This window comes from Pseudomonas sp. CK-NBRI-02 (assembly GCF_008124495.1).
GTDB classification, from domain to species: Bacteria; Pseudomonadota; Gammaproteobacteria; order Pseudomonadales; family Pseudomonadaceae; genus Aquipseudomonas; species Aquipseudomonas guariconensis.
Genome location: NZ_VSJH01000026.1, coordinates 37,168 through 51,755, shown reverse-complemented (window position 1 = coordinate 51,755; position 14,588 = coordinate 37,168). Strand labels below are relative to the sequence as shown.

The following is a 14,588-nucleotide window of genomic DNA, read 5'->3' as shown; positions in this document are numbered from 1 at the left end:
CCTAGCCCTGCGACAGCAGTTGACGCAGATCGATGACAGCGGCGTTGGCCCGGGAAATATAGTTGGCCATTACCAGCGAATGGTTGGCCCACATGCCAAAGCCACTGCCGTTGAGCACCATCGGGCTCCACAGCGCCTCCTGGGAGGCCTCCAGCTCACGGATGATCTGGCGCACGCTGACCGTGGCGTTCTTCTTGGCCAGTACATCGGCGAAGTCGACCTCGATGGCGCGCAGCAGGTGCGACAGCGCCCAAGCCTGACCCCGGGCTTCGTAGAACACGTTGTCGATCTGCAGCCATGGGGTTTCCACCAGTTCCTCGTCGACCTGCGGCGCCTGGCCTGGAACGACCGACTCGGTCTTCAGGGTGCTGTTGAGCTTGACCCGACCGACACTGGCCGACAGGCGCTGGGACAACGAGCCCAGGCGGGTGGCCACATCACCTAGCCAGTTGTTCAGGTTGTCCGCGCGGGTATAGAAGATGGCGCCCTGGTCGCCGGCAGCCAGACGGCGCTGGTAGCGGCTGAGCGACTTGATGCCCTCCTCGAACTCCGATTCGCTCGACGGCAGGATCCAGCTCTTGTTGTCGAAGTTAAAGCGCGGCTCGGCCTTGGCCAGGTCCGCATCTTCGGTCGATTGCGACTGGGAGCGGGCGAAGTCCTTGCGCAGGGCGCGGGACAGGTCACGCACCTGGACCAACACGCCGTATTCCCAGCTCGGCATGTTGTCCATCCACAGCCCTGGCGGGAAACGGTCGTTGGAGATGTAGCCGCCCGGCTTGTTCAGCAGGGTGCCGGCGACGATCTTGAGGGTCTCGATGGTGGTATAGCCCACCACCATTTGCTGGCCGGTGCGCTCGGCGGCAGTCTGGGCGTTCTGCTGAACGGGGAACAGCTCCGGCTCCTGGCTCCAGTACCAACCGAGGCCGATGCAAACCAACAGATACAGGCCGATCAGGGTGCCCAAGGCTCGGCTCCACAGCCCCCCCAGATAGCTACGTGCAGCGGCGCCACGGGCGTCGACGCGCTCACGGGGCTCGGCTTTGGCCTCGCGGTTTTTCCAATCCAGCATGGCGTTGTCCTTATCAGTCCGACAGTTCAGGGGCTTGGACCACCAGCCCCAGCCAGGGTGCCACGGCAAGCCCGCGTGGCAGCACTATAAAGCAGACACTGCCTTACGCATAAGCGACCAATCGGTCGGTAACTGAATATTCGTACCTGGGCAGACTTTGTTGACATGGCGCACTGGCCAGTCCAGAAATGAGTGCTAGCATGGAGCCATCATTGCACCTGCATAACCACACACCAACAAGCAGTCAGGACATGACCCAGCCAGCCGACCCGAGCCACGAGCGCCTCAAGCAGCACTTCGCCCAGCGGGTCATCCACCAGGCCCGACAGATCCTGGAGATCTGGCAGCGCCTGCAACGGGGCGAGTGGTCGGCTGCGGAGTTGGGCGAGCTGTGCGAGGCCAACCTGCGCCTGCAACGCTATGCCGAGCGCTTCGAACAACCCGAGCATAGCGTGCTCTCGACGGCGATCGGCCAGACGTTGCGGGCCATCGAGGCCAACAGCGCGCGGCTGAACTCGGAGCTGATCAGCGAGCTCAACCGCCTGATGCAGCGCCTCTCACGTACCGGCCTGCGCAAAGGCGACCAGCTCGACAATGTGCCCCTGCCACCCGTACGCAAGCCCGTCTACATCCTGCTTCAGGACCACGACCGAGCCGAGCGCCTGGCCCAGCAGCTCGAATTCTTCGGCCTGGGCGTGCAGGCGCTGTACAGTGCCGAGGCCTTCTGCGCCTCGATGCGTGAACGTTTGCCTTCGGCCATCGTGATGGATGTGGACTTCACTGGCCCAGGCCAAGGCCTGAAACTCGCGGCCCTGGCCCAGCAAGGGCTGGATCAGCACATCCCGCTGCTGTTCTTCAGCCACCACGAGACCGACACCCCCACCCGTCTGGCCGCCGTACGCGCCGGAGGCCAGGAGTTCCTGACCGGCACGCTGGAGGCCTCGAGCCTGCTGGAGAAAGTCGAGCTCTACACCAGCGCCACCCAGTACGACCCCTTCCGTGTGCTGATCATCGACGACTCCCGCGCCCAGGCCATGTATACCGAACGCCTGCTCAACGGCGCGGGCATGATCACCCGCACCCTCACCGAGCCGATCCGCACCATGGCCGAGCTGGCGGATTTCCAGCCCGACTTGATCATCCTCGACCTCTATATGCCCGACTGCACCGGCCCCGAGCTTGCCAAGGTCATCCGCCATAACGATCGCTACGTCAGTGTGCCGATCATCTACCTGTCGGCCGAGGATGATCTGGACAAGCAACTGGACGCCATGAGCGAGGGCGGTGACGACTTCCTGACTAAGCCGATCCGCTCACGCCACCTGATCACCACCGTGCGCAACCGCGCGGCCCGCGCCCGTCACCTCAAGGCCCGCATGGTGCGCGACAGCCTCACGGGGCTGTACAACCACACCCATATCCTGCAGTTGCTGGAAGATTGCAGCTTCCGCGCACGCCGCGAAGCGCAGCCGCTGAGCTTCGCCATGCTCGACATCGACCATTTCAAGAAAATCAACGATCGCCATGGCCACCCGATGGGCGACCGGGTGATCAAGAGCCTGGCGCTGTTTCTCAAGCAGCGGCTGCGCAAGACCGACTTCATCGGGCGCTACGGCGGCGAGGAGTTCGCCATCGTCATGCCTAACACCGCGCTGGACGCGGCCCACAAGGTACTGGACGAGATTCGCCGACGTTTCGCCGAAATCCTCTACCCGGCCCAGCCCCACGATCTCACGTGCACGTTCAGCGCCGGCGTGGTGCAACTGGACGACAACCTCGATGCCCTGACCATGGCCAGCGCCGCGGACGAGGCGCTGTACCGCGCCAAGCATGCCGGGCGCAACTGCGTGGTGCGTGCCACCTGCTTCCCCGACCGGCTTGGCCAATAAAGGCAAATAGCCACTTTTTTGTAAGGTCACGCCTTTCTCGTCATCACCTCGTCACAAAATCGCAATAACTTCAGGCACCTACCTCTCCACTCCCCGCCGGAAGTTCGCAGCTATGCGCCTGAAGTGGCTGACCAATTTCAATACTTTGCTGCTAGTGACCGTCTGTATCGCCCTGGGCGCGACCCTGTGGTGGTCGCAACGCGCCCTGGAGCGCCCCTATCAATTGATGGAGCGCTACCTGGATTTGTCCCAACAGTTCCAGCGTGATGCGGCGCGCAATATCCAGGCCTACCTGGGCAGTGGCGACGCCCTGCGCCATGCCGCCGCCATGGAGGCGACCAAGCAGTTGCAGGCCTCCCTGGCCGACTGGCCACAGGCGCTTTCGGACAAGCTGCGCCCCAGCCTGGACCACCTGCAGACCTTTACCGCCAACGAGTTGCTCGCCGCCGGCAAGCTTGCCGGCGACCCGCAGGCCTTGCTGCTTCAGGCCGAACGTGAGCTGGGGGCCAATTTTGAGCAATTGGCAGCTTACGCCCGTGACAGCGCCAGCCCAGACGCGGGCCGGTACCTGACGCCCGTGCTGGACGCCTCGGTGCACCTGGGGCGCCTGTCCCTGGCTCGGGACAAGCTGGTCAGCAGTGGCCGTGCGGAGCTGGCCGACGAAGTCGAACGTGAACTGCAACTGATCCGCGCCCAAGCCCAGGCCATCGACAGCCTGCCACTGCTGGGCGTGACCCGCGCTGCCGAGTCCAACGCCGACGATTTCGCCGCCCTGATGGGGCTGCAGACACAGGCCAGCGAGCAACGCGAAGATGTGGCGGTGGGCCTCAAGCGCGAGCTGCAAAGCCTGCTGGCCCGCTACCCGGCCGAACTGCAACGCACCCGCGAACAGATCGAGCGCCGTACCGCCCTGGCCGCCAGCACAGGCGAGCGACTGGAAGCAGTGCAACAGGCCATCGCAGCCCTGGAGCCTGAGGTACGGGGCCTGCACGCCAAGATCGCCGGCGAAGTGCGTATCATCCAGGGTCTGATGATTGGCCTGATCCTGCTCATCGCCCTGCTCATCGACACCCTTCAACGCCGCTTGGCGCGCACTTTGACCGGCCTTGCCCCTGCCCTGTCGCGCTGGGCCGAGGGCGACTTCGCCCAGGCCATCACCTTGGGGCGCACCAACCGTGAGCTGCACGATATCCAGGCGTCGCTCAATCGCCTGCGCCAATACCTGGTGGACCTGGTCGGCACCCTGCGTCACAACGCCGAACAGGTTGCCGGCAGCAGTCATGCCTTGGCGGGAATGAGCACTGCCCTGCACGACGGCGCCGAGCGCCAGGCCGGTGACACCGCACAGATCCGCGATGCCTTGGGCGAACTGGAGGCGACCATCCAGCAGGTCGCGGGCGATGCCAGCGCCGCCGCCGAAGCCAGCCGTGATGCCGGGCGCGCCGTGGAACAGGGCCAGGCGGTGATCGGCCAGAGCCTGTCCGGCCTGCGTGCATTGGTCGATGAAGTGCAAGGCAACGCGCAGACGATCGAGCAATTGGCCGAGGAGTCGGCCACCATCGGCGGTGTGTTGACAGTGATTCGTGCGATCGCCGAACAGACCAACCTTCTGGCACTCAATGCCGCCATCGAGGCTGCACGGGCGGGCGAGATGGGCCGTGGCTTCGCTGTGGTCGCCGACGAGGTGCGCTCGCTGGCCCAGCGCACCACGGGGGCTACGGGTGAAATCCAGGGTTTGATCGACCGCCTGCAACAAGCCGCCCGGGAATCGGTGAACGGCATGCGCACCCAGCTCGAACACGCCGAGGCCACCGCCAGCCAGGCCCAGGCTGCCGATGGCGCACTCGATGAAATCGTCGGTGCCATCCGCACGATCGCCGACACGGCGGTACGCATCGCCGAGGTAACCGCCCAGCAGACAGGGGCGGTGAGCGAGATTCGCGACCACAGCGAGCGGATTCACGCACTGGGCGAGGACAACCTGCAACGCATAGGCGAAGGGCGTGAGCAAGGTGAGCAGTTGCTCCAGCTTGGCAGCGAGCTGAACACGGCGGTGCGGGCGTTTCGCCTCTGAGCGTCTCGGCACCTGAGCGGTTGCGTCGGCACTGACAACATGAAATCCAGCGGCCATGTGTCGCGCTGCCGGCCAACCAGGCCCCAATCGTGGGCAAGTCCGCTATGATGCGCCCACGTTTCACCTAGCGAGACCGCCATGCGCCGCCTGTTTTTCCTGCTGTTCCTGCTGCTGGCCAGCCCTGCCTTCGCCGCGGGCCTGCTCGACAACCGCCCCAGCGCCACCCTCGGCGCCGCCTCTCTGAGCAACAGCGCCGACTTCTTGCCTGTCCACGAAGCCTTCAAGCTCAGCCTGGTCCAGGCCGACGCCCAGACCGTCAAGCTACGCTTCGTCGCCACCGACGGCTATTACCTTTACCGCCACCGCTTCCAGTTCCGTACGGAGCCCGCCGACATCGCCCTGGGCCCGGCCGATATTCCCAAGGGCGAAGCCAAGCACGACGAGTTCTTTGGCGATGTCGAGGTCTACCACGGCGTGGTCGACATCCAGTTGCCACGCACCGATCCACGTGCCTTTACCTTGCTGGTGGGCTACCAGGGCTGCGCCGACAAAGGCCTGTGCTATCCGCCGGAAACCGAACGGCTGAGCATCGATGGCACCGGCGGGAAACCCGAGGCCGGCGCAGGTGGCGCCGAGCAAGGCTGGGGCTGGCAGTCACTGCTGCTGTTCTTCCTCGCCGGCATAGGCCTGACCTTCACCCCCTGCGTGCTACCGATGCTGCCGATCCTGTCCGGTGTGGTGCTGCGCGGGCAGGTGGGTGGCTGGCGTGGGCTGAGCCTGTCGCTGGCCTATGTGCTGCCGATGGCCGTGTCCTTTGCCGTGCTCGGGGCGCTGATGGGCATGTTCGGCGCCAGCCTGAACCTGCAGGCACGCCTGCAGTCGGCGTGGGTGCTGGTGCCATTCGCGCTGTTCTTCGTGCTGTTTGCCCTGGCCATGTTCGGCTTGTTCGAAATCAAGCTCCCGCAGGCGCTGAGCAGCCGCCTGGACAGCATGGCCAACCGCACCAAAGGCGGCTCGTTGCTGGGTGCGGCAGTGCTTGGCGTGCTGTCCAGCCTACTGGTCTCCCCCTGCGTGTCGGCGCCGCTGGCCGGAGCCCTGCTGTACATCAGCGCGAGCGGCGATGCATTGGGCGGGGCGCTGAAACTCTTCGCCCTGGGCCTGGGAATGGGCGCGCCGCTATTGCTGGTGGCCACCGGAGGAGCAGCGTGGCTGCCCAAGAGCGGCCCGTGGCTGAACACCGTCAAGAATGCCATCGGGGTTCTCCTGCTGGGCCTGGCCATCGGCCTGCTCAGCCGCGTGCTGCCGGGGCCTGCGACGTTGCTGTTGGTCGGTCTGCTCGCCGCGGGCGTGGCGCTGTTCCTCGGCGCCCTGGAGTTGGTGGTCAAGACCCCGCGTCAACGCCTGGCCCAATTGCTCGGCCTGGCCCTGCTGGTCTACGCCTTGGCCTGCTGGTATGGCGCCCTGAGCGGTCAAGGCGACCCCTTGCGCCCCTTGCCGCCCCCGGCAGCAGCCAGCCTCGACGGCAGCCGGGCCAGCAAGACCGACGCCTGGCAGACCATCACCACGCCCGCCGCACTGGATGCAGCGCTCGCCGACGCCAAGGCCGCCGGCAAACCGGTACTGCTGGACTGGTACGCCGACTGGTGCATCAGTTGCAAAGTGATCGAACACGAAGTACTGAGCGCACCACAGGTCCAATCACAATTGGGCGCGTTCAAGTTGTTGCGTTTCGACATCACCGAAAGCAACGCAGAGCAACGCACCCTGCTCGACCGCTACCAGCTGTTCGGCCCACCTGCGCTACTGTTTTTTGCAGCGAACGGCAGCGAACTTTCCGTTGATCGGGTCATTGGCGAGATAAACGCCGGCGAATTTGCGGCGATTCTGACGCGCGTGCGCGGCAAACTGGGTCTATAACTTCTCCGGACCGGGCAACTTCACTAAAGGAGTGACCAGACTTAATGATCTGGTCACATACTTTGCGCGAACCTCGGACAACGTGTTGGCTATTGCAGGGAACTGGACACCCGACGCCCTCTTGCGGCATAGTCGCCGCGCTCATGTCGTATTGCCCTACAAAACCCAAGGAATCGCAGATGGCAACCCTACTGGTGCTGCACGGCCCCAACCTGAACCTGCTCGGTACCCGCGAACCAGGCCACTACGGTGCCGTGAACCTGGCCCAGATCAACCAGGACCTGGAGCAGCGCGCCCGCGCCGCTGGCCACCACCTGCAGTACCTGCAGAGCAATGCCGAGTACGAATTGATCGACCGTATTCATGCCGCCCGCAACGAAGGCGTGGACTTCATCCTGATCAATCCGGCTGCTTTCACCCACACCAGCGTCGCATTACGTGACGCATTGCTGGCTGTGAGCATCCCATTCATCGAAGTGCACCTCTCCAACGTGCACAAGCGTGAACCGTTCCGTCATCACTCCTACTTTTCAGATGTCGCCGTAGGGGTGATCTGCGGTCTGGGCGCCACCGGTTATCGGTTGGCCCTGGAATCCGCGCTGGAATACCTGGCTGCCAACGCACAGCCCTGATGACACAAGGCTTTGGCCCTTCGGGGCCAGGGCTGTAGAGAAACGTTTTAGACACGTTTTTAAAATTAAGTCCCCGACCGAACCTTGGGAGTTGATGATTAATGGATATCCGTAAAGTCAAGAAGCTGATCGAACTGCTGGAAGAGTCTGGCATCGACGAACTGGAGATCAAGGAAGGCGAAGAGTCCGTTCGCATCAGCCGTCACAGCAAGACCCCGGCCGGCGCCCAGTACTTCGCCGCCCCGGCTCCGGCCGCTGCCCCTGTCGCCGCTGCCGCGCCAGTCGCTGCCGCTGCCCCGGCCGCCGAAGCCGCCGCTGCCGCTCCAGCCCTCAAAGGCACCGTGATTCGCTCGCCAATGGTCGGTACCTTCTACCGCAAGCCTTCGCCGACCTCGGCCAACTTCGCTGAAGTCGGTCAGACCGTGAAGAAAGGCGACACCCTGTGCATCGTCGAAGCCATGAAGATGATGAACCACATCGAAGCCGAGATCGGCGGTGTCATCGACGCCATCCTGGTGGAAGACGGTCAGCCGGTTGAGTTCGACCAGCCGCTGTTCACCATCGTTTGAACCGCGGAGAGCCAACGATGTCTGGGAAGCTCGAAAAAGTCCTGATCGCCAACCGCGGGGAAATCGCCCTGCGGATCCTGCGTGCCTGCAAAGAGCTGGGTATCAAGACCGTCGCTGTTCACTCCACGGCCGACCGCGAACTGATGCACCTGGGCCTGGCAGACGAGTCGGTCTGCATCGGTCCTGCATCGTCCAAGGATTCCTACCTGCACATCCCGGCGATCATCGCCGCTGCCGAAGTGACAGGCGCCACCGCCATCCACCCGGGTTACGGCTTCCTGGCGGAAAACGCCGACTTCGCCGAGCAGGTGGAGAAGTCCGGTTTCGCCTTCATCGGCCCTAAAGCCGACACCATTCGCCTGATGGGCGACAAGGTTTCGGCCAAGGACGCGATGATCAAGTCCGGCGTACCGACCGTGCCAGGCTCTGACGGCCCGCTGCCGGAAGACGAAGAGGTCGCCCTGGCGATCGCCCGCGACGTCGGCTACCCGGTGATCATCAAGGCCGCCGGTGGCGGTGGTGGTCGCGGCATGCGCGTGGTGCACAAGGAAGAGGACCTGATCGCCTCGGCCAAGCTGACCCGTACCGAAGCCGGTGCCGCCTTCGGCAACCCGATGGTCTATCTGGAGAAGTTCCTGACCAACCCACGCCACGTGGAAGTCCAGGTCCTGTCCGACGGCCAGGGCAACGCCATCCACCTGGGCGATCGCGACTGCTCGCTGCAGCGCCGTCACCAGAAGGTCCTGGAAGAAGCGCCAGCGCCAGGCATCGACGAGAAGGCCCGTCAGGAAGTCTTCAAGCGTTGCGTCGACGCGTGCATCGAGATCGGCTACCGCGGTGCTGGTACCTTCGAGTTCCTGTACGAGAACGGCCGTTTCTACTTCATCGAGATGAACACCCGCGTCCAGGTCGAGCACCCGGTCTCGGAAATGGTCACCGGCATCGACATCGTCAAGGAGATGCTCAGCATCGCCGCTGGCAACAAACTGTCGATCCGCCAGGAAGACGTGGTCATCCGTGGTCACGCGCTGGAGTGCCGTATCAACGCCGAGGATCCGAAGAAGTTCATTCCGAGCCCAGGCAAGGTCAAGCACTTCCACGCCCCGGGCGGCAACGGCGTTCGCGTCGATTCGCACCTGTACAGCGGTTACTCGGTTCCGCCGAACTACGACTCGCTGATCGGCAAACTGATCACCTACGGCAAGGACCGCGACGAGGCCATGGCTCGCATGCGCAATGCCCTGGACGAGATCGTCGTCGACGGCATCAAGACCAACATTCCACTGCACCGCGACCTGGTGCGTGATGAAGGTTTCTGCAAAGGCGGCGTCAACATCCACTACCTCGAGCACAAACTGGCCAACCAGGAGTGATCGCGTTAGCGTGATGCAAGAAACCCCGGCCCAGTGCCGGGGTTTTTATTGGGTGGTCAGGACACCAGATGAATCGCGATGGCGTTGTACTCGTACTCGCTGGTCCTGTAGACACGACCCGCGCCATCGCTGACCTGGCCGCTGCGCAACTGGTACAACGGTTCGGCCCTGACTCGCGCTAGCACTCGGCCAGCCCTGCCGCTGATACCCGCGGCACCCGCGCGTGCTCCACGCAGAATCGGATCGTACAAGCCTGCTACCAAGTCGCCGGAGGTGGTATAGACCTGGGTCACACCGGTGCCCAAGTCCAATGTCATGCCATAGGTCTTGCCAAAGCATGAAGAGTACGACCAATGGTCCCACTGCGCGGATATCCCCTGGCGCCTGAGCACTGACCGGATCGGTTCGCCGATGCTCGTCCCTCCCAACCAATCTCCACCCGCCATCACGGCACGCACCTCCCCTGCTCCGGCACTCTGGATGCGAGACAGAACGTCCCGGATCGCGCGTTCGATGAGCCCGCGGATGTTATGGTCGAAGTGGATGACAGCGCCCCATTTGGTTGCCGGGTTGTACAGCGAAACGGCCACGCAGCTCTGCACATTGAGCGTGAACAGGTAGTTGTCCGCGCTGCAGGCCGACAGCCGCCCGACCACCGCTTCGCCCTGCAGCGCTCCGCGAAGCGGATCAGGGCTCGTACCCTGGGCGACTTGCCGCACGTCGGTGATCCGCCCTAAGTCATGCACGGTGTTGCCGCCGCGCAGGCCTGTGCTATTGGCCACCCAGCGACCATCTGCACTGCGGACGATGGCCTCCCGGTGAAGACTGTCGGGCCGGTTGGCCTTGATCACGCGCAGCGTGCCATGTTCCACGTCCCTCTCGACCTGGAAGTACCGCCCCTGGTGGCGGACGAAGTGCCGGACCCCAGGCGCCTCGCTTGATGCGCCGCCGCGGTAGGTGCCTTGCCAGATGCCCGCCTCGGTGACTTCCTGAAGGTTCGCCGGCTCACCCTTGACCGCCCACCGCTTGTCCAAACGCATCGAAGGAGCGCGCCTGCAGCTGGCAGAGGACACTTGCTTGATCGCCAGCATGTGCCGTGTTTCGTCCAGCAACGACCTGACCGCTCTGAGCGAAAACCCTGGCAGCACGATCATCAGCCCCAACAAACCCCAAGAGGCGAGCAACCACTGTTGCAGGGCATGCGCGGTGTCCTTGCGCGTGTGGGCGATAATCGCCGAGCGCAGCGGCGCCGCGACAAAATAGGCGCCCAGCAACGCTGCGAACGGCGGCGAGACGAGAGAAAGCGGCACCAGCGCGTACAACAGCCCCTTGGCGACTTGCGTGCGAATCACCTCGAAGTGGCTGCTCGTCACCTCATCGACATCCGCCAGCGCATGTTCGATATAGGCCTCGTATTCAGCAGCGATGGTGATGACGTGCTGAAGGCCGCGCAGTGAATCTCGGGAGGCACTGCCCGAAGCCAGGGCAATCAGGCGTTGTTCGACCTTGCGCCTGCCCGCCAGAGGCGCCCGCGCAAGCAGGTAATCGTTTGCCACCCCTGACATCTCATGCCCCAGTGTGCTGTATCGGCTGAACAAACGACCGTTCGGCTCCGCCGGCGCATACAGCCAGTCCTGGGCTTTCCCCTCCTGGATGTGGCGGAACACATAGCACCCCAGGATGACGTACCCCTCGATGGTCAGCCGAAAGATCCCATCGTGATCGGCCACTTGTTCGGAAGACCCGCTTGCCTTCTCTTTTCTTAGCGTGCGTCCCAGTTCAGTGACCAGACGCGTCAGCGCCTCGTAGGTCTCAAGATCGATCTCTGCGCGACCATGCGCAACTCGCAAGTCACGATCCATGCCGCTCAGCAGGGCGCTCCCGAACAGCTGCTGGTAGTTCGCATACTCCACCGAACCGGCCAGCAGGAAGCGCTCACGCACATGAGCAATGTACTTTTCTCCCACATAGGCACCACGCGCGTATCGGGCAAGGTCGGCGCTTCGCAGCGCAGATAGGTCCTGACCGACAAGCGAGCGCACGCCTCGCTTCGGGTGGTCGATACCCGAATTGTCGTCATAGCCATAGCAGACCACGTCGAGCAGATTGACAGAACGTGTCGTCCCATCGGCCAATGTCGTGCTCAAGTCGAAGACGATCGATTCCGGTGCCACCGGATCGGTGATGCCCTGCTTTACCAGATACGGCTTGATGGCTTCGCCCACCGTACGTCGGGCAAAGTCCTGAAAACTCTCATAGTCTTTCAGCACCTCGATGAACGCCTGCTCAGCGCCACGGGCCTCGTTGCAAAGCAGGTTGATCACCCGACGCTCTTCAATGCCCAGCACGCTGTACCAACGAGGCGACTCGCTGGCCTGCACTTCATGCTCGCGTATCGTCATGCGCGCCCGAACGCCTTCTTCGATACAAGCCTGATAACCCCGGCTCGCGCTGCGAAGATCGCGGGTCAGATCCCATGCAGCGGGCAGTGACTGGATGTTTTTGATTTCCAAGACAGCCCTGTCGCGCTGCTCCCCGGGCAATTGCGACAGCAGGTAGTCTTGGCCAGCCGCCTCTTTCATCCAGCCGCCAATCTCGGCGCTGAGCATGCGAAGGGAGCTGAGCTCGATCCACTCCTGTCCGTCCGGCTTTGCTGGCGCATACAAGAACAGGCTGTCCAAGACGCGTTCTTGGCTACGAAAGAACACCAACAGGTCACTGCAAACCATGCCGTCGAACAGCTCGATGGCACTGACCTCCCACTCAGCCTGATTGCCCTGCCGCAGGGATGACAACCGGGCATGATGAGCGTCCTGCAGATGCCCTGCATACACGGCGCGTTGCGCGCTGTACTTCAGGCCGAAATCATAGGCATCGAACAGCGCCTGCTTGACCTCGGCTGCTTCGTGGCGCTTGGTCAGCGCTGGCAGGTAGGTTGCCTTGGCATCGACGCTGGCCGCCAACTCGCGAATCTGCGCTGCGCTCGGTGGCGGGCACAAAAGCGAGGTGTTGGTGATATCACTGAGCTCATATAGCTGGTCGATATTCAGCGCCCCTTCCGCCACCAGCTCCGTCAAGCTCAGCGATTTCCCGTCCTGCAGTGAGGCGCCTCGCCTTCGCCGCTTGAATGTAATCCGGTCAGCGAGCAGCGGTGCGTCAAAATGCTCGTCCAGATAGTCTTGCGCACAGCGACTGGCGTGGCGCTGCAGCGAACGCACATCGCCCAGTGCGCGACCCGCTTGGTCCTGCGCATCCTGCCAGTCTTCCCAAGCCTTCTCCAGACAAGCGCGCTGGCTTTCATCCAGCAATTTGTACCAATGTGGAGAGTGGGATTTGGTCACGCCATCGACCGCTTCACGCTCGGCTTCGGTAGCCAAGCTTGATAACGCCAACTGCTCATGCCACTGGTGTTCGTGCTCACCGAGCTGCGCACGCAGCCTCTCCACCGACATGTCGAGAAGCGCTGCCGACTCCAGCGTGGCCTTGATGCTCTGGCAATGCGCTTCCACTCGCTCGGCAACACGGACGAGATACGCTTGCCGCTGCACAAGCCCCTGGGGCGCCACCTGCCAGTAACGGGTCAGGTAATCCTGGTAATTATCCAGAAGCCGGGTGCTTGCGCTTTCCACGAGCTGGACCATGACATCCCGGCGCGTCTCGGGTATTTCCTGAACGACACGCCCATCCGGACGATAAGGCGCGTGCAACTGCGCATCGAATACCAGCGGCCTCTGATCGATTCGATGTTGCAGCGCCGCATCGAGCAGGTCGTGCGGCAAACGCGGATCGATAGCGTCGCTGTAATGGGTTTTCAACTCCACCAGAAGATTGTTCTCGGCGACCTCGAAGAAGGTTGACTGATCGTTCAGCCGTCGCTGGAAATGCTCGGCCCAGACAATGAGGCGCTCAAGGATAGGCGAGCTGGTCGTGGAGACAGGTGGCGAAACGGATGCACTCATGACGATCAATCCTGATTGAGAAGCCACCAAGGATTGGTCTGGACACCGACCGACATGCGGTAGCAAGCAACTACCCGCGCCGGAAACCGCCAATGCACGGAATGCACAAACCCCACGCACTCAAGTAAACTGCCAGGCTACGCGCAGCCCTGGGCTGCCCCTGTCGATTTACCAAAGGTGCCCGCCATGCCCTGGCTGCAAGTTCGCCTGGCCATCAGCCCAGACCAAGCCGAAACCTACGAAGACGCCCTGCTCGAAGTCGGCGCCGTCTCGGTGACTTTCATGGACGCCGAAGACCAGCCCATCTTCGAACCGGACCTCAACACCACTCCGCTCTGGTCGCACACTCACCTGCTGGCCCTGTTCGAGGCTGACGCCGAACCCGAAGCGGTGTTCGCCCACCTGCGCCTGCTGACCGGCGCCGAGTTGCCCGAGCACCACGCCGAAGTGATCGAAGACCAGGATTGGGAGCGCAGCTGGATGGACAACTTCCAGCCCATGCGCTTCGGCCGGCGCCTGTGGATCGTGCCAAGCTGGCACGAGGCCCCGGAAAAAGACGCGGTCAACCTGCTGCTGGACCCAGGCCTGGCCTTCGGCACCGGCACCCACCCGACCACCGCCCTGTGCCTGGAGTGGCTGGACGGCCAGCAGCTCGAAGGCACCCAAGTCCTGGACTTTGGCTGCGGTTCGGGGATTCTCGCCATCGCTGCCCTGCTGCTGGGCGCCCGCGAGGCGATCGGCACCGACATCGACGTGCAGGCCATCGAAGCCTCGCGTGACAACGCCCAGCGCAACGGCATCGCCGACGAGCGACTGGCCCTTTACCTGCCCGAGCAGATGCCCGCCATGCAAGCCGACGTCCTGGTCGCCAACATCCTGGCCGGCCCGCTGGTCTCGCTGGCCCCGCAACTGTCCGGCCTGGTCCGCCCCGGAGGCCTGCTGGCCTTGTCGGGCATCCTTGCCGAGCAGGGCGACGAAGTAGCCGCTGCCTATGCTGCCGACTTCGATCTGGACCCAATCGTCGTGCGCGACGGCTGGGTACGCATCAGTGGTCGCCGCCGCTAGGCCCACCTAGACTTAACCACCTGCATAGCCCGGATTGCCGC

9 protein-coding genes are annotated in these 14,588 nt (G+C 63.4%); 7 read left to right on the top strand and 2 right to left on the bottom strand.

Annotated elements, in window-relative coordinates:
• Position 1: 1 nt before the first annotated feature.
• Complete coding sequence (locus DQ397_RS16450; protein WP_043207902.1) at positions 2–1,069, bottom strand: DUF2333 family protein; 1,068 nt, start codon at positions 1,067–1,069, stop codon at positions 2–4.
• Between the two features lie 251 nt (positions 1,070–1,320).
• On the opposite strand from DQ397_RS16450, the gene DQ397_RS16445 reads away from it, so the two are divergent.
• The 6 genes from DQ397_RS16445 to accC all read left to right on the top strand — a co-directional run bounded on the left by DQ397_RS16445 (position 1,321) and on the right by accC (position 9,523).
• Entirely contained in the window at positions 1,321–2,958 is a 1,638-nt protein-coding gene (locus DQ397_RS16445; RefSeq protein WP_043207903.1) for a diguanylate cyclase, read from the top strand.
• A 112-nt stretch (positions 2,959–3,070) separates the two neighbouring features.
• Complete coding sequence (locus DQ397_RS16440) at positions 3,071–5,032, top strand: methyl-accepting chemotaxis protein (protein WP_043207904.1); 1,962 nt, start codon at positions 3,071–3,073, stop codon at positions 5,030–5,032.
• Positions 5,033–5,170: 138 nt separating this feature from the next.
• Complete coding sequence (locus tag DQ397_RS16435; protein ID WP_043207905.1) at positions 5,171–6,949, top strand: protein-disulfide reductase DsbD; 1,779 nt, start codon at positions 5,171–5,173, stop codon at positions 6,947–6,949.
• A gap of 179 nt (positions 6,950–7,128) precedes the next feature.
• The gene (aroQ, locus tag DQ397_RS16430) at positions 7,129–7,581 is read left to right on the top strand and encodes a type II 3-dehydroquinate dehydratase (protein WP_043207906.1); all 453 of its coding nucleotides are present in this window, start codon (positions 7,129–7,131) and stop codon (positions 7,579–7,581) included.
• A gap of 101 nt (positions 7,582–7,682) precedes the next feature.
• Positions 7,683–8,150 carry an acetyl-CoA carboxylase biotin carboxyl carrier protein gene (gene accB, locus DQ397_RS16425; RefSeq protein WP_043207908.1) on the top strand — a complete coding sequence of 156 codons (468 nt, stop codon included), beginning with the start codon at positions 7,683–7,685 and terminating at the stop codon, positions 8,148–8,150.
• Between the two features lie 17 nt (positions 8,151–8,167).
• Positions 8,168–9,523 carry an acetyl-CoA carboxylase biotin carboxylase subunit gene (gene accC / locus DQ397_RS16420; RefSeq protein ID WP_043207909.1) on the top strand — a complete coding sequence of 452 codons (1,356 nt, stop codon included), beginning with the start codon at positions 8,168–8,170 and terminating at the stop codon, positions 9,521–9,523.
• A gap of 56 nt (positions 9,524–9,579) precedes the next feature.
• Here the strand turns inward: accC and DQ397_RS16415 are convergent, their stop codons facing one another.
• On the bottom strand, positions 9,580–13,482 hold the full coding sequence (locus DQ397_RS16415; protein WP_052352396.1) for a hypothetical protein: 3,903 nt from the start codon (positions 13,480–13,482) through the stop codon (positions 9,580–9,582).
• Positions 13,483–13,668: 186 nt separating this feature from the next.
• Here DQ397_RS16415 and prmA point away from each other — a divergent pair, with 186 nt between their 5' ends.
• On the top strand, positions 13,669–14,547 hold the full coding sequence (gene prmA / locus DQ397_RS16410; RefSeq protein WP_043207910.1) for a 50S ribosomal protein L11 methyltransferase: 879 nt from the start codon (positions 13,669–13,671) through the stop codon (positions 14,545–14,547).
• Positions 14,548–14,588: the final 41 nt, after the last annotated feature.